The organism is Dactylosporangium sp. CA-052675 (assembly GCF_050947935.1).
Taxonomy (GTDB): Bacteria; Actinomycetota; Actinomycetes; order Mycobacteriales; family Micromonosporaceae; genus Dactylosporangium.
The window spans coordinates 6,014,061-6,035,044 of the sequence record NZ_CP192010.1 but is presented as its reverse complement, the minus strand read 5'-3'; the positions used below and the strand labels follow the sequence as shown (position 1 = coordinate 6,035,044).

The following is a 20,984-nucleotide window of genomic DNA, read 5'->3' as shown; positions in this document are numbered from 1 at the left end:
GCGGCTCGTGGCCGCCGTCGAAACGCACAGCGAGCACCCCCTGGGCGCGGCCGTCGTCGGGGCCGCACGCGAACGCGGCCTGGACGTCCCGCCCGCCGAAGGCTTCCGGGCCACGCCCGGGCACGCCGTCGAGGCGATCGTCGGCGGCCGCCACGTCCGAGCCGGCAGGCCCGCCCTGTCCGGCGCCGCCGACCCGGGTCGAGCGGACGTGCGGCGGGTCGTCACCGACGCCCACGACGCGGGCCGCACCGCGGTCGCCGTCGTCGTCGACGGCCGCCCGGCCGGTGTGGTGGTCCTCGCCGACCAGGTCCGTCCCGGGGCCGCGGCCACCGTCGCGGCCGTGTCCGCGGTCACCGGCACCCCGCCGGTCCTGCTCACCGGCGACAACGCCGGCGCCGCGCACCGCCTCGCCGCCGACACCGGCATCACCGACGTGCACGCCGCCCTGCTGCCCGAGGACAAGGTCGAACGGGTCCGCGCCCTGCAGCGGCGGGGGGAGCGGTGATGCTCGTCGGGGACGGCGTCAACGACGCGCCCGCCCTGGCCACCGCCGACCTCGGCGTCGCCATGGGCCGCCACGGCTGCGACCTGGCGCTCACCAGTGCCGACGCGGTCCTGGTCCGCGACGACCTGACCGCCCTGCCACCGCTCATCGCCCTGTCGCGCCGGGCCCGCCGGGTCGTCGCCGCGAACCTCGCCATCGCCGGCACCTTCATCGCCGTCCTCGTGGCGTGGGACCTCCTCGGTCACCTGCCGCTGCCGCTCGGGGTCGCCGGGCACGAGGGCTCCACCGTGATCGTCGGCCTCAACGGCCTGCGCCTGCTCGCCGATGCCGCCTGGCGGCGCGCGGGCCGGAACGCGGCCGCATGAGCCGCAGCCGTCAGCCCGCGAGCGCGCCGGCCGCGGGCGGACCAGCCGCGGGCGGGACCGGCCGCGGCCGAGGTCAGCTGGGCCGGCGGTACCCGGCGATGGGCCGGCCGTCGAGTTTCGCCATGCGGACGTAGTCGCCGGTGGTGGGGGCGTGGACCATCCAGCCGCCGCCGACGTAGAGGCCCACATGGTGCAGGTCGCTGTAGAAGAACACGAGGTCGCCCGGGCGCAGGTCGGCCTTGGCGACCGGTTTCGCGTCCTCCCACTGCCACTTCGTGTAATGCCGCAGGGATACCCCGGCCGCGGCCCAGGCGGCCATGGTCAGTCCGGAGCAGTCGTAGCCCTTGGGGCCGGTGGCGCCCCAGACGTAGGGCTTGCCGATGAGCTCGCAGGCCCTCTTCGCGGCCGTGCCGCCCGCGCCGCCGAGGTAGTCGACGGGGCAGGCGACGGGCTTGAGGGTGCCGGTGGCGCCGCTGCTGCCGTACGCCTGCTGCCGGAGCTTCTGCAGCTCGGAGATCTTGGCCTCGATCTGCGTCTTCTTCGCGGCCAGCTCTTTGTCCTCGGTGGTCTGCTGGGCGATGAGGGCGTCGAGGGTCTGCTTGTCGGCGGCGAGCCGGTCGCGGGCCGCGGCGACGTCCTGGATCTGGGCGCGTTCGTTGCGGGCGATGGCGTTGACGACCGTGAGCTGGTCGAGGGTGTCGGTCGGGGTGCTGCCGGAGAGCAGGACCTGCATGGTGCTCACGCGGCCGATCTTGTACTGGCGGACGGCGATCTCGCTGATCTTGCCCATCGCGGCGTCGACCTGGGCCTGCAGCGGCTGGAGCTGCTGCTGCAACTTCTCGGCCTTGGCCTGGTTGTCCTTGAGCTGGGTGTGGACCTGGTTGTACTGCTCGATGGTCGGCTCGAGCTGGTTCCACATCTCGTCGATCTGCCGCTCCAGCTCCGCGGGGGTCGGCTCGGCCTGGGCCGCCCCGGTGCCGGCCAGCAGCACCGCGACCACGGCCACCACGGTGACCAGGGCCCTGCGCGGCGACGGTGGGCAGATGCGAGGCACGCGGACACGGCGGGACGGCACGTCCGCGAACCTTACGCACCGGCGCCCGGCCAGACAAGTCCGTCTCCTAGCCGAGATAGCAGTGAACCGTGCAGACGCCAAGACGACAGCCGCTGGCACGAATTCGGGAGCCAAACCTACTAAGCTCGATAGTAGCGTGTTGGCATCGGAGCCATTCCCTTGAGATGAAAGGACCATCCTGATGAGCGAGTACGGCGACTTCGACGGCGGGCAGGAGCCGGGCGGCGTGGACTACGGGCACTTCGAGACCGGCCAGGAGTCCGGCGCGCTGGACCAGCTGCACCAGGCGTCGGGCGGCGAGCGGGACTACGAGTCGCAGTTCGGCGTCTACGGCGAGGACCACAGCGCGGCCGAGTCCACCGACTTCCAGACCGGCCAGCACGTCGAGTTCGAGGGCGCGGACGGCAGCCGGTACGAGTCGACGGACTTCACCAACTACTCCAACGACTCGCAGACGTCGGACTCGGTGTTCGCGGCCGAGGGCGGCGAGTCGGCCCACAGTGCGGACTTCTCGCGGCTGGACGCCCTGCAGGCCCGCTTCGGCGGCGCGTTCGCCGAGGGCACCCAGCTGAGCGCGGGGCCCGGCGACTCGGGCCTGTCCATCGCCTCCAGCTGAGCGCTGTACTACTAAGCGAATTAGTAGTACAGTCCTTCCGGGTCGTGCCGGAGCCTGCCAATCCCCTTGGAAGTCGTGCCGGCACGACCCTTGTCGTCCGCGCGGGGCCCCGAGCTACATCGGCAGCAGGCTCGGGGCCCAGGCGACGTACCGGTCGAACGCCGCCATCGCGATCGGGGTGGCGAGGGCGGCGGCGGTCGCCGCGACGATCGCGGCGCGAGCCGGCCACGGCAGCGGCGGCGGCGGATCGAGCAGCCGGCGCAGCCGTTCGAGGCTGTCGCCGCCGCGGGCGCCCAGGGCGCCGTCCGGCGTGCCGGAGGGGCCGGGTTGGGCCATGCTGACCAGGGCTCGAGCCAGATCGATGCGGGCGGTGCCGCGGGCCGCGGTGTCGTCGGCGCACAGCTCCACCAGCCGGTCGACCTGGCCGCGGCCGAGCGTGAAGCAGCGGGCCGGCGGGAAGGCGGCCGCGAGCAGCCGCATCCAATGCGTGATCGCATAGTGGTGCCCGGCGTGGTGGGCGCGCTCGTGGGCGAGGACGGCGGCGAGCTCCGGCGCCCGCAGGCGTTCGACGGCGGCCGAGGTGACCACGATCTCGGCTGCGCGGCCGGGCCGGCTGAGCCCGGGCAGGAGATAGGCGGCGGGCTCGTCGTGGCGCACGACGCTGGCCCCGGGCAGCGTGGACGGCAGCCCGCCGAGCCGCACCGCGAGCCGCAGCTCGGCGCGGCGGGCCCGGGCGGCGAGCACGAGGCGCCGGCCGTTGACGGCCAGCCGCCCGCCGAGCAGGACCAGGCCGGTCAGACCGGCCACGGCCGCCACCTGGGCCGCGCGCTCGTGGTGGCCCAGGAGCGCGTCGAGGCAGATGTGCCAGGCGCCCTTGACGAGGTCGTGGGCGCGGTCCCAGTACAGCAGCAGCGTCGACGCGGTGAAGACCGCCGAGAGCAGCACCGCGCCGGACAGGCCCAGCCACGCGGCGACGGCGAGCCGCGGCGCGCGCACGACCCAACGCGCCGAGGCCAGCCGCGGCGCGGCGACGAGCGCCAGCACCATGGTGCACGCGGCGAGGAGGAACGGGCTCACCGGCCGGCGATCCGGCGTTCGTAGGAGCGCAGCGCGGCCCGCAGCGCGGCGGCCTCGTCCAGGCTCATCCGCCCGACGAAGTGGGTCAGCGCCTCGATCCGGTCGCCGCTGTCGACCAGGGCGTTGTGCATGGCCTGGGCGACGCACTGCTCGCGGGTCAGCGCGGGTGTGTACCGGTAGGCCCGGCCGTGCTGTTCGCGGGTGAGCCAGCCCTTGCGGTACAGGTTGTCGATCACGGTCAGCACCGTCGTGTAGGCGAGCTCGCGGTGCCACCGCAGCCCGTCGAGGGCCTCACGGACCGTGGTCGGCTCGCCGCGCTGCCACAGCAGCTCCATGAGCGCCGCTTCCAGATCGCCGAACCCCTGCACCGCACCTCCCCACGACGAAGCGCCATCGTACCTTGGGATGTCAGCCCTGGTTTCGGACGATCCCGGCAACGAATGCGCATAGTCGAATCGGTCCGGCCCGGCCACCGGCGGCGGTGCGAGGTCTGGACGGCATCGGCGGGGTGCCCGCCGTCACCTATGGCCGGTCTTGTCCGCCGAGCCGAGGGCGGTCCAGAATCTGAACGTGTTCAAGATGACGTCGGCCGGCGCGGCCGCGGGTGTCGCGGGGGTCGTGGGTGTCCTGGGGGCCGCCGTCACGGGTATCGCCGCCGCCTGCTGCTCGGTCCTGGTCTGCTGTGCCGGGGCGTGGGTCTTTCTCGGGCCGGTGAACTATTTCGGCTGCGGCACCGAGCGGCCCGACGGCGTCGCCGAGGCCGATCTCATCGGCACCTACGAGACCCGGGACGGCGCCCGCCTCGAACTCCAGGCGGGCGGCTCGCTCGTGGCGACCGCGCTCGCCACGGAGTTCATGGGAGGATCGCTGAACCTTTCCGGACCCGGGGAGTGGAGCCTGCAATCGGCCGGTGGGAGCCAGGGCGACATCACGCTGCGCCTGACCTCGGACGGAAGGCCCCGCTCGCACCATACGTACCTGGATATCTCCGGCACTCGGGAGCGGCCTTGGCTGTACTGGTACGACGGTGATCCGGACGTATGTGAGTTGTACCGCTTCGACAGGATCGCGTGACGCCGGACCGGGCCCGCAGGACGGCCGGGACTCACCCGCGGTGCCCCGGACCCGGGACCGCGGGAGCCGGTGCCGGCGTGACGGCCCGGTCAACCCGGTCGCCACCTCCTGACCGCGGTTCGCGTGGCCCGCGAACGGCTGCGGCGTCGGCCCGTCCACCGCCGGGCGGACCGACGTCGACGTGACAGCGCGGGGCGAGGGTCAGCGGCCAAGGCCGAAGGCGCCGCCCAGCCGCGCGCCGACGCCCCGCAGTACCGAACCGGGCTTCTGCTGCTCGCCCGCCAGCGCCGACACGGCGATCAGCGCGCCGGTCAGCACCGGTACGGACCACTGGGCGATGCGCTGACGCCGCTGCACCCCTCGAACCGAGGCCGGCGTGTCGGCGGCCGGTTCGGTCACGGCCTGGACCGGCACCTCGCCGGCCTGCTCCAGCTCCTTGCCCAGCTTGCGGCTGTACGCGGTCGCACCGAGGGCCGCCGCGGTCAGGGCGGTCTTCACCGCGCTCATCGTGCCGACGCCCCGCTGCCCGAAGACCCGCCCGCGCTCGGACGCCAGGATGCCGGCCGCTCCGACCAGGTGGGCGCCGATAGCGGCCATGTTGACCGGGGCCCAGCGGTCCCAGCCGATGGACGAGACGACGAGCCGTTCCCGCGGGTTGTCGACCTTCCCCGCCGCCCCGTTGAGTCCCACCGCGCCCATCAACGACCCGCCGAACCACGCCGCCAGGCCGGTGTCGTGCATGGAACGCAGGACCGTGTCCCGCTCATCCATGACGCTGCTCTTCATCATGTTCGCCATGACGACGGCCCTACCCGCCCCCGGCCGCTCCATGCCGGTCACCGGTCCGCTTCCCGCAGCGAGGCCCGCATGATGCGCCGGATCTCCCGGGTCACGGCCGCGGACCGGTACTCGGTGCGCCGCACGCGGCCGACGGCGAGCAGGGCGAGGCCCGCGCTCGCGCCCAGGTAGGCGCCGGTGAGGGTGGCCGCGGCGCGCACCGGTGGCATCCTCGTCTCCATCGCGCGCAGCGCGGTGGCGGTGCCGGTCAGCACGGCGAGCGTCCCGAAGAACCCGGCTCCGGCCAGCAGCGCGGCGGTGACGCCGGTGCCGCGCACCGCCTCGACGATCGCGTCGCGGATCTTCAGCAGTTCGTGCCGGGTGATCTCGGCCATGTCCTCGCTGAGCCGGGCGGTGGACTCCTCGGTGCGCGGCTCGTCGCGGTGTGCTTCGGGTTCGGTCATCGGCGGGTCGTTCCCGTCACCGCCGGCGTCAAACTGGGCATCCCGCGCCGGCGGTGGTGGGACGCCGATTCGATCAGGCCCGGGTTTCGCCGGGGGTGGCCCGGGTAGCTGGCCGGCTGCTGTGCGCGGTAGCGGCTCTCGGGCGGGTGATCGAAATGCCAGGTACCAAGGAGCGGTTGATCGAGGTCGTGGGCACCGCCGCGGGGGCGGCGGCCGACCCCAGGACCGGACTGAGCAAGGCGAGGACCAGACTGCTGTCCTCACGCACCGCTGTGCTGTGCCTCTGCGTCGCGGCGGCCTACGTCATCGGCCGGCGGGTGGCCGGCCACGGGCGGAAATGACCTTTCACCGGTGGTCGACGGGGGCGCCGTGAGCGTCCGACAAGAACGGATGGAGGCTCTTGATGGCACAGGTTTCGGACTTCGTGCTCGACCGGCTGCGGCAGTGGGGTGTGCACCGGGTGTTCGCCTACCCGGGGGACGGCATCAACGGCCTCCTCGGCGCGTTCGCGCGGGCCGGCAACGACCCGGAGTTCATCCAGCCCCGGCACGAGGAGATGGGCGCGTTCATGGCCTGCGCGCATGCCAAGTTCACCGGTGAGGTGGGCTGCTGCATGGCGACCTCCGGCCCGGGCGCGATCCATCTGCTCAACGGCTTGTACGACGCGAAGATGGACCACCAGCCGGTGGTGGCGGTCGTCGGGCAGCAGAAGCGCATGTCGCTGGGCACGCACTACCAGCAGGAGGTCGCGCTCGAGTCGCTGTTCGCCGACGTCGCGGCCTACTCCCAGACCGTCATGACGCCGGCGCAGGCGCGCGCCGTCATCGACCGGGCATTCAAGATCGCGCTGACCGAGCGTGGCGTCGCCGTGGTCATCATCCCCGAGGACGTCCAGGAGGCGCCGGCTCAGCCGACGCCGCCGATGGAGCACGGCGCGGTCTTCAGCAGCGTCGGCTGGAGCAGGCCCCGGGTCCTGCCCGACCACGACGAACTGCGCAAGGCGGCCGACATCCTCAACAGCGGGCGCCGGGTCGCCATGCTGATCGGGCAGGGTGCCGCGCACGCGGGACCCGAGGTGGTCGAGACCGCCGAACTGCTCGGCGCCGGGGTGGCCAAGGCGCTGCTCGGCCGCGCCGCGCTGCCCGACACGCTGCCGTTCGTGACCGGACCGATCGGGCTGCTCGGCTCGAAGGCCAGCGACGACATGATGATGAACTGCGACGTGCTGTTCATGGTGGGCACCAGCTTCCCGTACGGCGAATGGCTGCCGTCGGAGGGCCAGGCCAAGGGCGTCGAGATCAACATCGACGGCCGGCTGATCGGCATGCGGTACCCCGTCCAGGCCAACCTCGTGGGTGACTCGAAGGAGACGCTGCGCGCCCTGAACCCGATGCTGGAACGCAAGTCCGACCGCAGCTGGCGGGACAGGATCGAGCGGAACGTCCAGGAGTGGCAGCGGATCCTGCGCGACCGCGCCGGCCAGAGCTTCAACGGGCAGATCAACCCCCAGGCGGTCGCGTACGAGCTGTCGTCCCGCCTGCCCGACGGGTGCATCCTCACCGCCGACTCCGGCTCGTCGACGAACTGGTGGGCACGGTACCTCACCCTGCGCGACGGGATGCAGGCCTCGCTGTCCGGCACGCTCGCCACGATGGGTCCCGGCACGCCCTACGCGATCGCCGCCAAGCTGGCCTACCCGGACCGGCCGGTGATCGCGTTCATCGGCGACGGCGCGTTCCAGATGAACGGCATGAACGAGATGATCACCTGCAAGCGGTACATCGACCGGCTCGGCGGCCGGCCGCCGCTGGTGTTCGCCGTGTTCAACAACCAGGACCTCAACCAGGTCACCTGGGAGCAGCGGGCCCTGTCCGGCGATCCCCGGTTCCCGGGCTCGCAGCAGATCCCCGACGTGCCCTACGCCCGCTACGCCGAACTGCTCGGGCTGCGCGGCGTGTACTGCGACGACCCGGCGAAGGTGGGGCAGGCCTGGGACGAGGCCCTGCAGAGCCCCGGGCCGGTGGTCGTGGAGTTCAAGGTCGACAGCGAGATCCCGCCGATCCCGCCGCACACGATGTACGACCAGGCCAAGAAGACGACCAAGGCGCTCCTGCGGGACCCGCAGAGGCTCGGCATCGCGGTGCGCGGCACGCGGCAGAAGCTCGCCGAGTTCTACGAGGCCCTGCCCGGCCGCGGCTCCCGCTGAGACCGGCGGGCCCCAGGAACCCCGGCGGCGAGCGGGGCAAAGCCTGACAACAGTCGGATAGCCGACCTACCCGGCATCCGCCGCCCGACCGTGCGACCGCCCGTCCACCGCCAGACTTGACGACCATGAACGCGCCACACCAACCGCCCTACCAGGGCGCTCCATATACGCCACCGCCCTTCCCGCCGGCGGGCCCCCGGCCGAGACGCCGGAACGTCCTCGCGCTCGTGCTCGGCATCGTCGGCGGGGTGGTCGTGCTCTGCGTCGTCCTCGGGGCGGTCTTCGTCCTCGCCGACGGCAAGGACGACAAGCCGGCCACCACCAACTCGGCCTCCCCGGCGGCCACCCGAGCCGCGGAGCCGGCCGGCGGCTACAAGCAGCCCACCGACCGGTGCGCGCTCGCCGACCCGAGCCTGCTCGGCCCGCGCGCCGGCACCGGCACCGGGGAACCCCTCGAGGAGAAGACCAGGTACACCCTCAACGGCTGCGAGTACTCCCTCTCCGCCGCCGACGGCTTCCAGGAGCTCAAGGTGTTCGCCAACGTCGACGGCGACACCGCGGCCCGCTATAAGGAGTCCGCGGACACCTACCCGAAGATCTCCGGCTTCGACGACGAGAAGGTCACCGGCTGCGGCTCGCAGGGCTTCTACGCCCGGCGGCTCAGCTCGGGCGACAAGCGCATCGAGGCGGTCATCGTCTGCGTCGAGCAGAACCTGTACGTCGAGGTCCGGTTCAACGCCGGCGGCACCGAGCCCTGGGACTCCGGCGCCATGAAGACGAACATGACGGCCCTCGTGAAGGGCGTGATGGCGAAGACCCCGAAGGCATGACGGCGGCGTGGGACCGGGCCGTCGCGGCCCGGTCCCACGGCCGCCCGCGCACACGACCCGGCAGCCGCGAGGCGATCAGCCGGACACGTTGACCCCCGCGATGCCGGGCAGCCGGCGCAGCGACTCGGCCAGCTGCGGCAGGGATGCCGTCGCGGGGGGCCGGGCCGTCATCTCGATCACGTGCTCGTGCTCGGCGTACGTCACCCGCAGCATCGTTGCCCGGGGCACGACCTTCAGCAGCTCGCGCTCCACCTCGTCGAGCGACACACCGTCCTGCAGCGTGACGCACATCAGCAGGTGCCGGCGGAAGGCGAGGTAATGGCGCTCAGCCACTTTGAGCAGCCACAGCACGGTGACGGTGAGGACGGTGGTGACCAGGGCCGCGGGCCAGGCGCGCAGGCCGACGGCCAGCCCGACGGCGGCCGTCACCCACAGGGAGGCGGCCGTGGTCAGGCCGCGGACGGTGACCCCCTCCTTGAAGATCGCGCCGCCGCCGAGGAACCCGATGCCGGTGACCACCTGCGCGGCGACCCGTGTCGGGTCCGAGCGCTGCAGTCCGACGCCGGCGAGCGTGAAGAGGGCCGCGCCGAGCGAGACGAGGATGTGGGTGCGCAGGCCGGCCGGCTGCGCCCCGAACTCGCGCTCCAGCCCGACCACGGCACCCAATGCGGCCGCGAGCAGTATCTGCCCGACCACCACCCAGCCGTAGTCGACCACAACCAGCCCCCTCACGGCCCGTCCGTGCCGGCCCACTGCGGGTGGTCCCGCGTCGGCTCGCTTCCCGCGCGGGAGCCGGCGAAACGTCGCCGCCGCGGCCCGGGCAATACCCCGATGTCTCACCCCGCACCGTCCCACCGCCGGTGTAGCTTCGGAGTTGGGCCTACGAGACGTGCGGGAGAGCCCAACTGGCGACAGTTGAGCTGAGAGGCTGAAACGACCGAGAGGTCGCACCGGCGATCCCCACCACCTGATCCGGGCAATGCCGGCGAAGGGAAACCGCCTCGTAGGTCTTTTACTGTGCCCAGGCCCCGGACGTCGCTACCGGACGTCGCTACCGGACGTCGCTACCGGACGACCGCGACCGGACAGGCGGCGTGCCGGATGACGGCCTGGCTGACGGAGCCCAGCAGCAGTCCCGTGAAGCCGCCGCGCCCGCGGGAGCCGACGACCAGCAGTTGCGCGCCGGCGGACAGCTCGGTGAGCACGGCCGCCGGGCGGCCGTGGACGGCGGCGGTGCGCAGGTGCACGTCGGGGTACTGCTCCGTCCAGCCGGACACTGACTCGCCCAGCACACGGCGTTCGTCGTCGCGCAGGCTCTCCTGGTCGCAGATCAGCGGCAGGACGTCGTCCGGCCGGGTGGGCTCCGGCCGTAGGTAGGCCAGGACGGCGGTGAGCCCGGCACCGCGCAGCGACGCCTGTTCGAACGCGAACCGCAGCGCGCGCTCGGCGTCGCGGGATCCGTCGATGCCGACGAGGACGCGGCCGGCCTCGGAGCCGCCCGGTCGGACGGTGTGGCGGACGATGACGACCGGACACGCGGCGTGGGCGGCGAGTTCGACGCCCACGGAGCCGGTCAGCAGGCCCGTGAAGCCGCCGAGGCCGCGGCTGCCCACGACGACGGTGACGGCGTGGCGGGAGGCGGCCACGAGCGCGGCGGCGGCCTGCAGGGCGGGCGTGTCGGTGCTGATGTCGAGGTCCGGCGCGACGTCGCGGGCCCGGAAGACCGCCGCGCCGAGGACCTGCTCGGCGGACTCCCGGACGGCCTGCTCGTACAGCCGTGGCGGTGCCGGGCCGAACACCGCGGGCCACACGAAGGCGTGCACGACGCGCAGCGGGCGTCGCCGGCGCATCGCGTCGGCGGCGGCCCACTCCACGGCACTGAGACTGCTCGGTGAGCCGTCGACGCCGACGACCACCGCTCCGTCGCTACGCATGACAGGTGCCTCCCTCAGGACCCCGACTTCGCGTCGGTCCTCTGCCACAGCAGGTGCCGCAGGTACGGGTCGGGCGGCTCGGCGCCGACCGGCGCGAGACGCAGCTTCACGTCGACCGCGGTGCAGCCGCGCGGGCCGACGAGGACCGGGTTCAGGTCCAGCTCCGCGACCTCGGGGAAGTCCTCGGCGAGGCGGCCCAGGCGCAGCAGCAGGTCCTCCAGCGCCACAGTGTCCGCGGGTGCCGCGCCGCGGTAGCCGCTCAGCAGGGGCGCGGCGCGCAGCCCGCGCCACATCGCGGCGGCGTCGTGGTCGGTGAGCGGCAGCAGCCGCAGCGCCCGGTCGCCGAGCAGGTCGGTGTACACACCGCCGAGGCCGAGCATGAGCAGGGAACCGAACAGCGGATCGTGGACGATGCCGGTCACCATCTCCACGCCCGGATCGGCCATCGGCTGGACGGTCACGACGGGCCGCGCGGTGCCGACGGCGTCGCCGATCGCCCGGTACGCCTGGCGGACGTCCGGCTCGCCGGCGAGGCCGAGCCGCACGGCGCCGATGTCGCTCTTGTGCACCAGCTCCGGCGCGGCGGCCTTCAGCGCCACCGGGCCGGCGATGGCTCCGGCCTCGCGGACCGCCGCGTCGGCGTCCGTGGCGATGCGGGTCTCCACCACCGGCACGCGGTAGCAGGCCAGCAGCGACCTGGCCACGTCGGTGGGCTGCCAGCCGCCGCCGGCGGCCAGAGCCCGCCGCACGATGTCGCGGGCCGCGCCGGGGTGGATGTCGGGCGGCGAGGGACGGTTCCCGGCCGGCTCGCGCCGCCAGGCCGCGTACCGTGCGGCGCGGCCCATCGCCAGCACCGCCGGCTCGGGCAGGCCGAACACCGGGACCTTGCGGGCCCCCAGCGTCGCGGGCACGTCGGGCGCGCCGGCCACGACGACCGCCACCGGGAGTTGCGGGCAGTCGTCCACCGCGGCGGCGACGGCCGCGGTCGTGGCGCGAGTGTCGTTGGCCCGGGTCGAGACGAACGTGACGACCAGCAGGTCCGCCTCGCCGGAGCGGGCGACCGCCCTGATCGCCCCGGCCATCGTCGCGGGGGTGGCCTGGGCGCCGAGATCGACGGGGTTCACGGCCTGCGGGCCACCGCCGGGACGATGGCCGGACAGGGCCAACGCGGGCACGACGAGACCCGCGGTCCCGGCCGCGTCGGCCGCCAGCACGTTCAGCCCGCCGGCGTTGCCCACCACGGCGAGGCGGTTGCCGGTCGGCAGCGGCTGGTCGGTCAGCACCCGCGCGGTGTCCAGCAACTCGCCGAGCGTGTCGGTGCGGATGACGCCGGCCTGCGCGAACAGCGCCGTCACCGCCGTCTCGGGTGCGGCCGCGGCGGCCGTGTGCGAGGCGCCCGCCCGCCGGCCCCCTTCCGAGCGGCCGCTCTTGACGGCCAGCACCGGCTTGCGGCCGGCGAGGGCCCGGGCGATCCAGGCGAACCGGCGCGGGTTGCCGAAGGACTCGACGTACAGGGCGACGGCGCGGGTCGCGGGGTCGTCGTACCAGTAGGCCAGCAGGTCGTTGCTGCTGACGTCGGTCTTGTTGCCCAGCGACACGAAGCTGGAGATGCCGATGCCGCAGTCGGCGGCCGCGTCGAGGATGGCCACGCCGACCGCGCCGGACTGCGACGCCACCGCCAGGCCGCCGGCGACGGGCGGTGCCGGGGCGAACGTGGCGGTCAGCCGCACGGCGGGGTCGGTGTTCACCACGCCCAGGCAGTTGGGGCCGAGGATCCGCATGCCGTGCCGGCGGGCCTCGCGCACGAGCGCCGACTGGGTCGCCGGTTCGATGCCGGCGGTCAGGATCACCGCGGCGCGCACGCCGGCCGCGCAGCACTGCCGCACGACCTCGGGGACCGCCGCCGCGGGCACGGCGACGACCGCCAGGTCCACGGCGCCGCCGATCGCCGCGACGCTCGGATGCGCGGGGATCCCGCACACCCGCTCGGCGTGCGGGTTGACCGCGTGGAGGGCCCCGGTGTAGCCGCCGGCCCGCAGCGCCGAGAGCACCGCGCGGCCGATCCCGCCGGGCCGCCGTCCGGCACCGATGACCGCCACGGACGCGGGGGCCAGCAGGGGGCGCAGCGAGTGGTGCGCCGCGGTGCGGTCGCGGACCCCGACGGCGGCCAGGGCGGCCTCGTCGGGCAGCGTCGGCACCCGGATCTGGACCGTCCCGGCGTCGGCGCCGAGCCGGCGGGCGACACCCGGGGCGAGATCGCCACTCACCCGCAGCATGGCGGCGTTGTGCGCCAGCACGTCGCCGACCAGCTCGGTGATGCCCGCCCGGCGCGCCTCGGCGGCGAGCCGCTCCAGCAGCAGCGTGCCGAGGCCCTCGCCGTGGTGGTTGTCGTCGACCACGAGCGCGAAGTCGGCGCGCGCCGCGTCGACCCGCTCGTAGGAGCCGGCGGCGAGCACCGCGTCGCCTTCCTCGACGAGCAGGTGGACGCGGTCCGGCCCCGACGGCCGGGTGAGCCTGCGGACCTCGGCGTCCAGTGCCGCACCCGCGCTGAAGAACCGCAGGTACCGGCTGTTCGGGGAGAGCCGCTGGTGCAGGGCGAGCAGCGCCGGCGCGTCCCGCGGCCGGATCGTGCGGAGCCGGACGATCCGCCCGTCCATGGTCAGGCAGTCGACGGCGCTCATCGTGAGCCCGCAGCCGGCGTCGTCGCCCGGTAGGTCATGGTTGCCTCCAGACCGTGCCGCCGTCGTCCGCGGCGTTCGCAGGAATGCGCCCTTCCCGTACACGCTGCCCGGACACGCTGCCGGTACACGCCAATGTCGCCGGCGACCGGGGCGAACGGGCGCCGGTCATCCTCGGCGGGCGAATCGGGCCGTCCCGGGTGTGGGTGCCGCCGGAGTGGAGACCGTACGCGGGCGAGCCGTCGAGCGGAGGTTGGCGTGGACGACGGGATGGTGGTGGTCGGTGTCGACGGCGGGGAGCCGTCGGTGCTGGCGGCGCGCTGGGCCGCGGCGGAGGCGATCCGGCGGGGTGTGCCGCTGCGGGTGCTGCTGACGTACCACTGGCGCGTGCCGCTGACCGCGTTCGATCCGGCGGATGAGTTCGCCGAGGCCGCGCAGTGGTTCGCCGACCGGTCGGTCACGGAGGTCGCGCGGCGGGTGTCCGCCGCGGAGCCGGATGCTGACGTGCGGCCCCTGGCGCTGCCGGGGCATCCGGCCGAGACGCTGCTCAAGGCCGGAGACGACGCGGGGCTGCTGGTCGTGGGGACCCGGGGCCGCCACGCCGCCACCGGGGCCGTGCTCGGCTCGATCAGCCAGCAGGTCGCCGTGCACGCGTCGTGCCCGGTCGCGGTCGTGCGCGGGCGGGCGGACCCGGCCGGCGCCGTGCTCGTGGGCGTCGACGGTTCGGGACCGTCCGACCTCGCGCTGCGGCTGGCGTTCGAGGAGGCCCGGCAGCGCGGCTGCGACCTGATGGCGGTGCGGGTCGTCGAGTCGCCACTGGTACCGCCCCCGGTCGGTGCGCCCCCGGTGTTGTACGACGCGGCCGAGGTCCAGCGGGTGCTGGCCGAGCAGGCGGTCGCGCAGGTGACCGAGGCGGCCCGGCACTGCCCGGACGTGCGCTGGGAGTGCCACGGCGTCCCCGGCGACGCGGCCGATGTGCTCGTCGAGCGATCGCAGCGGGCGCAGCTGACGGTCGTCGGCAGCCGAGGCCACGGCGGGTTCACCGGCCTGCTGCTCGGCTCGGTCGGTCTGCGCCTGCTGCACCGGGCACACTGCCCGGTGCTGATCGCTCACGCCCGGCGGGGCGATGAGGGACCGGAGGAACCGTCGTGACCGCCGCGACCATGCCGGCCGGCGTCGTCGGCGTCGTCGTCGGCGGCGGTTCCCGCGATGCCGGGCCCGCCCTGGCGTTCGCCTTCCAGCGGGCAAGCGCCGGCGGGTGAGGTCGGCCGCCTCCAGCTCCGCCAGCTGCAGGGTCCGGGCGGCGAGCGCGGCCTCCAGGGCCGGGATCCAGTGGCGGTCCAGTGCCCGCACCCGCCGCCGGGTGGCGGCCATCTCGGCCTCGACGGTGGCGAGGGCGGCGTCGGCGGCCGCGTGCCGCACCGCGGCGAGGGCCGCCGCGCGGTACGCGGTCTCGGCCCGCGAGAGCGCCGCGCCGCCGGGCGCCGGAAGATGCGCGGGGCGCGGCGGGAGCACCAGCGACGGCTCGCCCGGGCAGCGCACGCCCATCACGGTCGTCCACGGCAGCGTGGCTTCGGCCGGTGGTACCTCGGCCGCCGCTTCGACCGCCTCCAGGCCGTCGAGGATCGTCGCGCGTCCGAGCCGGCCGCGGGCCGTCGCGTCGGCCGCCGCCCAGTCGCTGGCCGTCTCGGCCCGGCGCTGCCGGAGGCGGTCGTGTTCGGCGGCGAGCAGCGTGAGCTTGCGCCGCAGGACGCTGCTGCCGTGCCGGGTCACCTCGAGCCGGTGCCGCAGCCACAGCAGGCCCGAGCGACCCACGGGAACATGGCGCAGGGCGGTCATCCGGTCACCTCGGCACCCTCCGCGGATGCGGCGTGGGCCGCGCGGAGCGCTTCGGGCAGCATGACCAGCTCGCGCTCCGGAAGGGCCCGCAGCGCCTGCCAGGCCCGGTCGAGCGTGTCGTCCAGGCTTCGCGCCTCGTCCGGCCGCTGGTCGATCAGTCGCTGCTCGACGACGTCGGCGAAGCCGAGGTAGTGACGGTCCACGTCGCCGAGGGCGGCCGCGCCGATCAGGTCGGCCAGCTCGCGGGTCTGCCGGGCGTGCGACAGGGCGGCGAGCACCTGCGCCGCGAGCGGCAGATGGTCGGCCCGGGTCCGGCCCGGCCCGGCCCCGTGGCGCATGAGCCGCGACAGCGACGACAGCGGGTCGACCGGCGGATACACGCCCCGCCCGTGCAGCTCGGCCGAGAGCACGATCTGCCCCTCGGTGATGTACCCGGTGAGATCCGGCACCGGATGGGTGATGTCCCCGGCGGGCATGGTCAGCACCGGCAGGATCGTCACCGAGCCCGGTCGGTGCCGGATGCGGCCGCACCGCTCGTAGATCGACGCGAGGTCGGTGTAGAGGTACCCGGGATAGGCACGCCGGGCGGGCGGCTCGCCGCGCGCGGAGGACACCTCCCGCAGCGCCTCGGCGTAGCCGGTCATGTCGGTCATCACGACCAGGACGTCCCGGCCTCCGGTGAACGCGAGATCCTCGGCGACGGTCAGTGCCAGCCGCGGCGTGAGGATGCGTTCGATCACCGGATCGTCGGCGGTGTTCAGCAGGAGTACCAGTTCGCCCGCGGTGGCCCGTTCGTCCAGGGCGTCCCGGACGTAGGCGGCGTCGGTGTGGGTGAGGCCCATGCCGGCGAAGACGACGCTGAACGGCGCGCCGCCGACGTGGGACTGCGCGGCGATCTGCACGGCGAGCTCGAGGTGCGGCAGGCCCGCGACGCTGAACACCGGGAGCTTCTGGCCCCGCACCAGGGTGGTCAGCGCGTCGACGGCGGACACGCCGGTGATCACCGGGTCGGCCGGGGGCTCGCGCCAGGTCGGGTTGAGCGGTGCCCCGCCGACCGCCGCGCCGCGCTCGCCGGTCACGGGCGGCCCGCCGTCGATCGGTGCGCCGCGGCCGTTGCAGGTGCGTCCCAGCCATTGGCCGCCGACCGGGATCCGCATCGGCGCCCCGGCGAACGCGACGGTGCTGCCGTGGCGGCCCATGCCCGCGGTGCCCTCGAGCACCTGGACGACCGCCGTGTCCCGGTCGACCTCGAGCACCACGCCGTGCCGCTCGTCGCCGCCGGGCAGACGAACGGTGACGACGTCGTCGTATCCGGCTCCCGAGACACCGCCGAGGACGACCAGCGGGCCGTGCAGCTCCCGGATGTCGCCGTACTCGACCGCCGGCCACGCGCTCATGCCGCCCTCCCGGCAGCCGCGTCGAGCTCGGCCAGGACGGCGTCGCGCGGCCCGGCGACGCCGTCCGCGTCGCCGGGCCCGACCGTCTCCCGGGCCCGCAGCAGCGGGCCGAAGTCGACCGCCTCGACCGAGGCCGGCGCGGCGCCGGCGTCGACGAGCGCGTGGCAGCGGTCGCTCACGGTGAGGACGGCCTCGAGCAGCGCCGCCGACTTCGCCGTGGTGCAGTAGGCGTCGTTCACGACGAGGGCGTTCTGCTGCAGGACGCCGTCGCGCAGGAGCCGCCCGGCGAGCAGCGTCATCCGTTCGTGCGCCGGCAGCCCGCTCGTGCCGACGAGGTCGGCGAGCGCGGCGATGCGGCCGGCGTCGGCGAGCACGTCCAGGGCCCGTGCCCGCCGGGCGGCCCAGCCCGGATCCGCGCGACGCGCGTAGTCGGCACCGATCAGCCCGGTGTCGCGGGAGAACGACGCCGACCAGGACACCGCGGGGTAGTGGCGGGCGTAGGCGAGGTCCCGGTCGAGCGTCCACCGGCAGCGTACGAACCGCTCGGTGTTCGCGGTGACCGGCTCGGTCAGGTCGCCGCCGGGCGGGGACACCGCGCCGAGGATCGTGACGGAGCCGTGGTCGCCACCGAGCGTCCGCACGGCCCCGGCCCGTTCGTAGAAGGCGGCGAGCGCCGAGGCGAGGTCGGCCGGGTAGCCCTCCTCGGCCGGTGGGGTTCCGCTGCGGGACGCGAACTCGCGCAGCGCCTCCGCCCAGCGCGAGGTGGAGTCGGCGATGACCACGACGTCGTAGCCCATGTCGCGGTAGAACTCCGCGACCGTGACGCCGGTGTAGATGCTCGCCTCGCGGGCCATCATCGGCATGTTCGACGTGTTGGCGATCACGACGGTCCGGTCGAGCAGGTGCCCGCCGGTGCGGGGGTCGTCCAGCGTGGACAGTTCCGCGACGACGTCGGCCATCTCGTTGCCGCGCTCGCCGCATCCGACGTAGACGATGACGTCGGCGTCGCACCACTTGGCGATCTGCTGCAGCAGCAGGGTCTTGCCGGTGCCGAAGCCGCCCGGAACCGCTGCCGTGCCGCCCTTGGCGATCGGGAAGAACGCGTCGATCACGCGCTGCCCGGTGAGCAGCGGCACGTCCGCGCCGCGGCGGGCCAGGTACGGGCGCGGGGTGCGGACGGGCCACGACGCGGTCATCGTCACCGGCACCGCCCCGACCGTGGCCAGGGTGTCGCCGGGTCCGTACTCGCCGGGTGCGGCGACCCGCCCGACGCGGCCGGACACGTGCGGCGGGACGAGGACCCGGAACGCGATCGGGCCACCGGCGGCGACGGTACCGAGGACTCCGCCCGGTCCGGCCGCATCGCCCGGCGCCACCCGCGGCGTGAAGCGCCGGGCCGGGCCGTGCGCCGGTGTGGCGGTCAGCGAACCCGCGGCGAGCCAGACCGGGGCACCGGCGAGGGGGCGCAGCAGCCCGTCGAACAGGCCGCCGAGCAGCCACGGCCCGAGCGGCGCGGCCAGTGGGCGGCCGAGCGGGACGGCGACGTCACCCGGGCGCAGGCCGCCGGTGTACTCGTACGCCTGCACGGTGACGTGCGCGCCGCGGACGGCGACCACCTCGCCGGGTGAGCGGTGCGGGCCGAGCTCCAGGACGTCGTGCATGGCGGCGTCCGCGCCGTCCACCTGCACCAGCGGCCCGCTGACGCGCGTGATCCGGGCGGCCCGCGCGGTCATCGCCACAACTCCGCGACGGCTCCGGCCGACTCGACCGCGTGCCGGGTGAGCGACGCGACGGAGCAGTCCACGCGCCGATCGCCCAGACGGGCCGTGAAGCCGCCGCCGGGCGCCGGTTCGACCCGGGCGTCCGGGCCGAGGGCGGCCGTGGCCCGGGCGGCGAGCGCGGGCCCGAGCCGTCCGTCGAGCGCCGAGCGCAGTTGCCCGGCGACGCGGCGGCACAGCTCGTCGTAGACGTCCCGCTGCGCGGCCAGGACGAGCGCGTGGGCGGCGCGGCGGGTGCGCGCCTCCTCGGCCCGGGCGAGACGTGCGGCGTCGGCGCGGCCCTTGCCGCGCGCCTCCCGCAGGATCCGTTCGCCCTCGGCGCCGGCGTCGCCGAGCAGCCGGGTGCGGGCCTGTGCGGCCCCGGCGCGGACGGCGGCGGCGTCCGCGTGGGCACGGCGCAGCAGCGCCGCCCGGACCGGTTCCAGGTTCACGCGGCACCGTCCGGATCCGGCAGTACCGCGAGCAGGCGCCCGCCGGGTCCGCCGGCCGCCGCCACGGCCCGGGCCGCGGACGGGGTGACGATGACGATGGTGATCCGGGGGTCGAGCTCCCGCCACGCGGACCGCGCCGCCGGCTCGTCCTCCGCGGCGATGACCGCGGCTCCGGCCAGGCCGTAGCCGCGGACGAGGCGGGCCTCGCCGATCGCGGCGAGGCGGCCCGTCACGTCCATGCTCACGCCCGGCCGATCAGGATGATCGCGACGATGAGCCCGTAGATCGCGATGCCCTCGGCCAGGCCGACGACCACCATGGCGCGGCCGAACAGCTCGGGGCGCTCGCTCAGCGCCGCCAGCGCCGCGGCGCCGGTGTACGCCACGGCGATCGCCGCGCCGATCGACGAGCCGGCCACCGCGATGGCCGCGCCGAGCAGCGCGGCCCAGCCGGCACTGCCCGTCCCGGCCGGGGCGGGCGCCGTGGTGCCCGCACCGGCCGGGCCCGGGGTGAGCGCCAGGACCGCCGCGGAGGTGGCGGCCGCGAAGAGCACGGCGTTCACCACGAGCAGCGCGCGGGTCACCAGCCGGGGCCGCCGGATGGCCGTTCGCCGCACGGCCCAGGCGACCACCGCGACGGCGGGCACGGCGACGAGCCAGAGTGCGTTCACCGTTGAACCTCCTTGGAAGCCGGAACACAGCGCCACGGGCGGTAGGGCCGGCCGGTCCCCTCGAACACCCGGGAGAACAGCTCGTAGTACTCCAGGCGCAGCGCCTGGACCCCGGCGACGACGGCTTCGAGGCCGAACGCGAGCGCGTTGCCGAGCGCGAAGACGATCACCGCGGCGACGGTCCACGCCGCGCCCCGGTGCCACAGCGCCGTGGTGCCGGCCCACACGAGCGCGCCGATCGCCGCGTGGGTCAGCCCGAACGCGGCCAGCCGGGCGAACGACACCAGGTTCGCGCAGATCCGGATGACGAGGTCGAAGAGCTGGACGACGGTCTGGGCCACGGCGGCCCCGCCACCGCCCGCGGCCGTGTACAGGCCGGCGGCGGCGACCACCAGTCCGGCGGCCGCGACGGCCACCGCGACGGCCACGAGCGCGATGCCGCCGGTGAAGACGCCCGCGGCGAGCAGGCCGAGGCCGGCGAAGACGGCGGCGCCCGCGATGCCCGACGGCGCGTACAACGCCAGGCCGGCGGAGCCCTCCCGCCAGCGGTTCACGATGCCGACCACGTAGGCGACGGCCAGCAGCGCGCCGCCGAGCCCGACCGCGGCGACCAGCAGCCGCACCGGCTCGTCCAACGGTCGCAGCCACAGCGCCGGCAGCAGGCCGGTGGGCCCGAAGCACTCGCCGTAGAGCACCCCGAAGACGGTGCTGGCCAGCCCCGCGCCGGCGACGAACGGCCACGCGTCGCGCAGCCGGGGGTACCGCCGGGGCGGGCGCCGGGCCAGTACGGCGGCCACCAGCACCAGCACCAGGCCGTGACCGGCGTCGCCGAACATCATGCCGAACATCACCACGTAGGCGACTCCGGCCGGCAGCGTCGGGTCGACGTCGGCGTACGGCACGGCCCCGTACGTCTCGACGATCGGCGCGAAGGACCTGTTCACCCGCCCGGACCGGGCGAGCAGCGTCGGCGGCTCGACCCCGGGCGGCGGGGGCAGCGCGGCGAGGGCTCCGCCGAGCGGGGCCAGCCGGTGGCCCAGCGCCGCCCGGGCCGGCTCGGGACACCAGCCCAGGTACGCGGCCGCGCCGTGGCGGTGCACCGCCCCGGCCCGCATCCGGTCGAAGCCGACGGCCTCGGCATCGCCGCCGCCGGGGCCGCCGCCGGGGTCGACCGGCTCCAGCTCGACCACGCCGGCCGCGCCGACCTCGGCCAGGACCGCGTCGAGCGCGTCGTCGGGCGCCACCAGCGCGACACGCGTCATCCGCAC

At 75.0% G+C, this 20,984-nt stretch carries 22 protein-coding genes and 1 pseudogene; 8 read left to right on the top strand and 15 right to left on the bottom strand.

Features of this window, described 5'->3' with window-relative positions:
- The first annotated feature begins 7 nt into the window (after positions 1-7).
- Both ACQP1P_RS27000 and ACQP1P_RS26995 read left to right on the top strand, forming a co-directional pair.
- Complete coding sequence (locus ACQP1P_RS27000) at positions 8-505, top strand: HAD family hydrolase (protein ID WP_433074228.1); 498 nt, start codon at positions 8-10, stop codon at positions 503-505.
- Positions 505-870, top strand: a complete 366-nt coding sequence (locus ACQP1P_RS26995) for a hypothetical protein (RefSeq protein ID WP_433074225.1) — start codon at positions 505-507, stop codon at positions 868-870. Before ACQP1P_RS27000 ends, ACQP1P_RS26995 begins: the two co-directional genes overlap by 1 nt.
- 73 nt (positions 871-943) lie before the next feature.
- Here ACQP1P_RS26995 and ACQP1P_RS26990 read toward each other — a convergent pair whose 3' ends face one another.
- Complete coding sequence (locus tag ACQP1P_RS26990) at positions 944-1,924, bottom strand: NlpC/P60 family protein (protein ID WP_433074222.1); 981 nt, start codon at positions 1,922-1,924, stop codon at positions 944-946.
- A 202-nt stretch (positions 1,925-2,126) separates the two neighbouring features.
- On the opposite strand from ACQP1P_RS26990, the gene ACQP1P_RS26985 reads away from it, so the two are divergent.
- On the top strand, positions 2,127-2,561 hold the full coding sequence (locus ACQP1P_RS26985; protein ID WP_433074220.1) for a hypothetical protein: 435 nt from the start codon (positions 2,127-2,129) through the stop codon (positions 2,559-2,561).
- Between the two features lie 114 nt (positions 2,562-2,675).
- Here the strand turns inward: ACQP1P_RS26985 and ACQP1P_RS26980 are convergent, their stop codons facing one another.
- On the bottom strand, positions 2,676-3,638 hold the full coding sequence (locus ACQP1P_RS26980; RefSeq protein ID WP_433074218.1) for a M56 family metallopeptidase: 963 nt from the start codon (positions 3,636-3,638) through the stop codon (positions 2,676-2,678).
- Entirely contained in the window at positions 3,635-4,006 is a 372-nt protein-coding gene (locus ACQP1P_RS26975) for a BlaI/MecI/CopY family transcriptional regulator (protein WP_433074215.1), read from the bottom strand. The genes ACQP1P_RS26980 and ACQP1P_RS26975 overlap by 4 nt, the downstream gene beginning before the upstream one ends.
- 211 nt (positions 4,007-4,217) lie before the next feature.
- Between ACQP1P_RS26975 and ACQP1P_RS26970 the strand changes: the two genes are divergently transcribed.
- Positions 4,218-4,712 (top strand): hypothetical protein, encoded by a 495-nt coding sequence (locus ACQP1P_RS26970; RefSeq protein WP_433074212.1) that lies wholly within the window; start codon positions 4,218-4,220, stop codon positions 4,710-4,712.
- A 201-nt stretch (positions 4,713-4,913) separates the two neighbouring features.
- Here the strand turns inward: ACQP1P_RS26970 and ACQP1P_RS26965 are convergent, their stop codons facing one another.
- Positions 4,914-5,483: a hypothetical protein gene (locus ACQP1P_RS26965; RefSeq protein WP_433074209.1), complete on the bottom strand. Its 570-nt coding sequence runs from the start codon at positions 5,481-5,483 to the stop codon at positions 4,914-4,916.
- Between the two features lie 65 nt (positions 5,484-5,548).
- Complete coding sequence (locus tag ACQP1P_RS26960; protein WP_433074206.1) at positions 5,549-5,953, bottom strand: phage holin family protein; 405 nt, start codon at positions 5,951-5,953, stop codon at positions 5,549-5,551.
- A 155-nt stretch (positions 5,954-6,108) separates the two neighbouring features.
- Here ACQP1P_RS26960 and ACQP1P_RS26955 point away from each other — a divergent pair, with 155 nt between their 5' ends.
- The 3 genes from ACQP1P_RS26955 (at position 6,109) to ACQP1P_RS26945 (ending at position 8,989) form a co-directional block, all read left to right on the top strand.
- Positions 6,109-6,294, top strand: coding sequence for a hypothetical protein (locus tag ACQP1P_RS26955; protein ID WP_433074203.1), 186 nt, complete (start codon positions 6,109-6,111; stop codon positions 6,292-6,294).
- A 62-nt stretch (positions 6,295-6,356) separates the two neighbouring features.
- Positions 6,357-8,159 (top strand): thiamine pyrophosphate-requiring protein, encoded by a 1,803-nt coding sequence (locus ACQP1P_RS26950; RefSeq protein WP_433074201.1) that lies wholly within the window; start codon positions 6,357-6,359, stop codon positions 8,157-8,159.
- 227 nt (positions 8,160-8,386) lie between these two features.
- Positions 8,387-8,989 (top strand): hypothetical protein, encoded by a 603-nt coding sequence (locus tag ACQP1P_RS26945; RefSeq protein WP_433074198.1) that lies wholly within the window; start codon positions 8,387-8,389, stop codon positions 8,987-8,989.
- Between the two features lie 75 nt (positions 8,990-9,064).
- Here ACQP1P_RS26945 and ACQP1P_RS26940 read toward each other — a convergent pair whose 3' ends face one another.
- The 3 genes from ACQP1P_RS26940 to ACQP1P_RS26930 all read right to left on the bottom strand — a co-directional run bounded on the left by ACQP1P_RS26940 (position 9,065) and on the right by ACQP1P_RS26930 (position 13,604).
- Positions 9,065-9,721 (bottom strand): MgtC/SapB family protein, encoded by a 657-nt coding sequence (locus tag ACQP1P_RS26940; protein ID WP_433074195.1) that lies wholly within the window; start codon positions 9,719-9,721, stop codon positions 9,065-9,067.
- A gap of 332 nt (positions 9,722-10,053) precedes the next feature.
- Positions 10,054-10,923, bottom strand: coding sequence for a universal stress protein (locus tag ACQP1P_RS26935; protein ID WP_433074192.1), 870 nt, complete (start codon positions 10,921-10,923; stop codon positions 10,054-10,056).
- Positions 10,924-10,937: 14 nt separating this feature from the next.
- Positions 10,938-13,604 carry a GNAT family N-acetyltransferase gene (locus ACQP1P_RS26930; protein ID WP_433074189.1) on the bottom strand — a complete coding sequence of 889 codons (2,667 nt, stop codon included), beginning with the start codon at positions 13,602-13,604 and terminating at the stop codon, positions 10,938-10,940.
- Between the two features lie 255 nt (positions 13,605-13,859).
- On the opposite strand from ACQP1P_RS26930, the gene ACQP1P_RS26925 reads away from it, so the two are divergent.
- Entirely contained in the window at positions 13,860-14,753 is an 894-nt protein-coding gene (locus ACQP1P_RS26925; protein WP_433074186.1) for a universal stress protein, read from the top strand.
- A gap of 159 nt (positions 14,754-14,912) precedes the next feature.
- Here the strand turns inward: ACQP1P_RS26925 and ACQP1P_RS26920 are convergent.
- The 7 genes and pseudogenes from ACQP1P_RS26920 to ACQP1P_RS26890 form a co-directional block, all read right to left on the bottom strand.
- Positions 14,913-15,440, bottom strand: a pseudogene (locus tag ACQP1P_RS26920) (V-type ATP synthase subunit D); the annotation flags it as partial.
- On the bottom strand, positions 15,437-16,837 hold the full coding sequence (locus ACQP1P_RS26915; RefSeq protein ID WP_433074183.1) for a V-type ATP synthase subunit B: 1,401 nt from the start codon (positions 16,835-16,837) through the stop codon (positions 15,437-15,439). The gene ACQP1P_RS26915 and the pseudogene ACQP1P_RS26920, both read right to left, overlap by 4 nt.
- Positions 16,834-18,570 (bottom strand): V-type ATP synthase subunit A, encoded by a 1,737-nt coding sequence (locus ACQP1P_RS26910; protein ID WP_433074180.1) that lies wholly within the window; start codon positions 18,568-18,570, stop codon positions 16,834-16,836. Before ACQP1P_RS26910 ends, ACQP1P_RS26915 begins: the two co-directional genes overlap by 4 nt.
- The gene (locus tag ACQP1P_RS26905; protein ID WP_433074177.1) at positions 18,567-19,046 is read right to left on the bottom strand and encodes a hypothetical protein; all 480 of its coding nucleotides are present in this window, start codon (positions 19,044-19,046) and stop codon (positions 18,567-18,569) included. Before ACQP1P_RS26905 ends, ACQP1P_RS26910 begins: the two co-directional genes overlap by 4 nt.
- Complete coding sequence (locus tag ACQP1P_RS26900; RefSeq protein ID WP_433074174.1) at positions 19,043-19,291, bottom strand: hypothetical protein; 249 nt, start codon at positions 19,289-19,291, stop codon at positions 19,043-19,045. The genes ACQP1P_RS26905 and ACQP1P_RS26900 overlap by 4 nt, the downstream gene beginning before the upstream one ends.
- A complete protein-coding gene (locus ACQP1P_RS26895) occupies positions 19,288-19,716 on the bottom strand; it encodes an ATP synthase subunit C (protein ID WP_433074171.1) in 429 nt (142 codons plus the stop codon). Before ACQP1P_RS26895 ends, ACQP1P_RS26900 begins: the two co-directional genes overlap by 4 nt.
- Positions 19,713-20,978, bottom strand: a complete 1,266-nt coding sequence (locus ACQP1P_RS26890; protein WP_433090139.1) for a V-type ATPase 116kDa subunit family protein — start codon at positions 20,976-20,978, stop codon at positions 19,713-19,715. Before ACQP1P_RS26890 ends, ACQP1P_RS26895 begins: the two co-directional genes overlap by 4 nt.
- Positions 20,979-20,984: the final 6 nt, after the last annotated feature.

Coding starts and splice junctions, on each gene's coding strand:
- ACQP1P_RS26995 (WP_433074225.1), top strand. CDS start 505: ATGCTCGTCGGGGACGGCGTCAACGACGCGCCCGCCCTGGCCACCGCC.
- ACQP1P_RS26985 (WP_433074220.1), top strand. CDS start 2,127: ATGAGCGAGTACGGCGACTTCGACGGCGGGCAGGAGCCGGGCGGCGTG.
- ACQP1P_RS26970 (WP_433074212.1), top strand. CDS start 4,218: ATGACGTCGGCCGGCGCGGCCGCGGGTGTCGCGGGGGTCGTGGGTGTC.
- ACQP1P_RS26965 (WP_433074209.1), bottom strand. CDS start 5,483: ATGGATGAGCGGGACACGGTCCTGCGTTCCATGCACGACACCGGCCTG.
- ACQP1P_RS26960 (WP_433074206.1), bottom strand. CDS start 5,953: ATGACCGAACCCGAAGCACACCGCGACGAGCCGCGCACCGAGGAGTCC.
- ACQP1P_RS26955 (WP_433074203.1), top strand. CDS start 6,109: ATGCCAGGTACCAAGGAGCGGTTGATCGAGGTCGTGGGCACCGCCGCG.
- ACQP1P_RS26950 (WP_433074201.1), top strand. CDS start 6,357: ATGGCACAGGTTTCGGACTTCGTGCTCGACCGGCTGCGGCAGTGGGGT.
- ACQP1P_RS26935 (WP_433074192.1), bottom strand. CDS start 10,923: ATGCGTAGCGACGGAGCGGTGGTCGTCGGCGTCGACGGCTCACCGAGC.
- ACQP1P_RS26930 (WP_433074189.1), bottom strand. CDS start 13,604: ATGAGCGCCGTCGACTGCCTGACCATGGACGGGCGGATCGTCCGGCTC.
- ACQP1P_RS26915 (WP_433074183.1), bottom strand. CDS start 16,837: ATGAGCGCGTGGCCGGCGGTCGAGTACGGCGACATCCGGGAGCTGCAC.
- ACQP1P_RS26910 (WP_433074180.1), bottom strand. CDS start 18,570: ATGACCGCGCGGGCCGCCCGGATCACGCGCGTCAGCGGGCCGCTGGTG.
- ACQP1P_RS26890 (WP_433090139.1), bottom strand. CDS start 20,978: ATGACGCGTGTCGCGCTGGTGGCGCCCGACGACGCGCTCGACGCGGTC.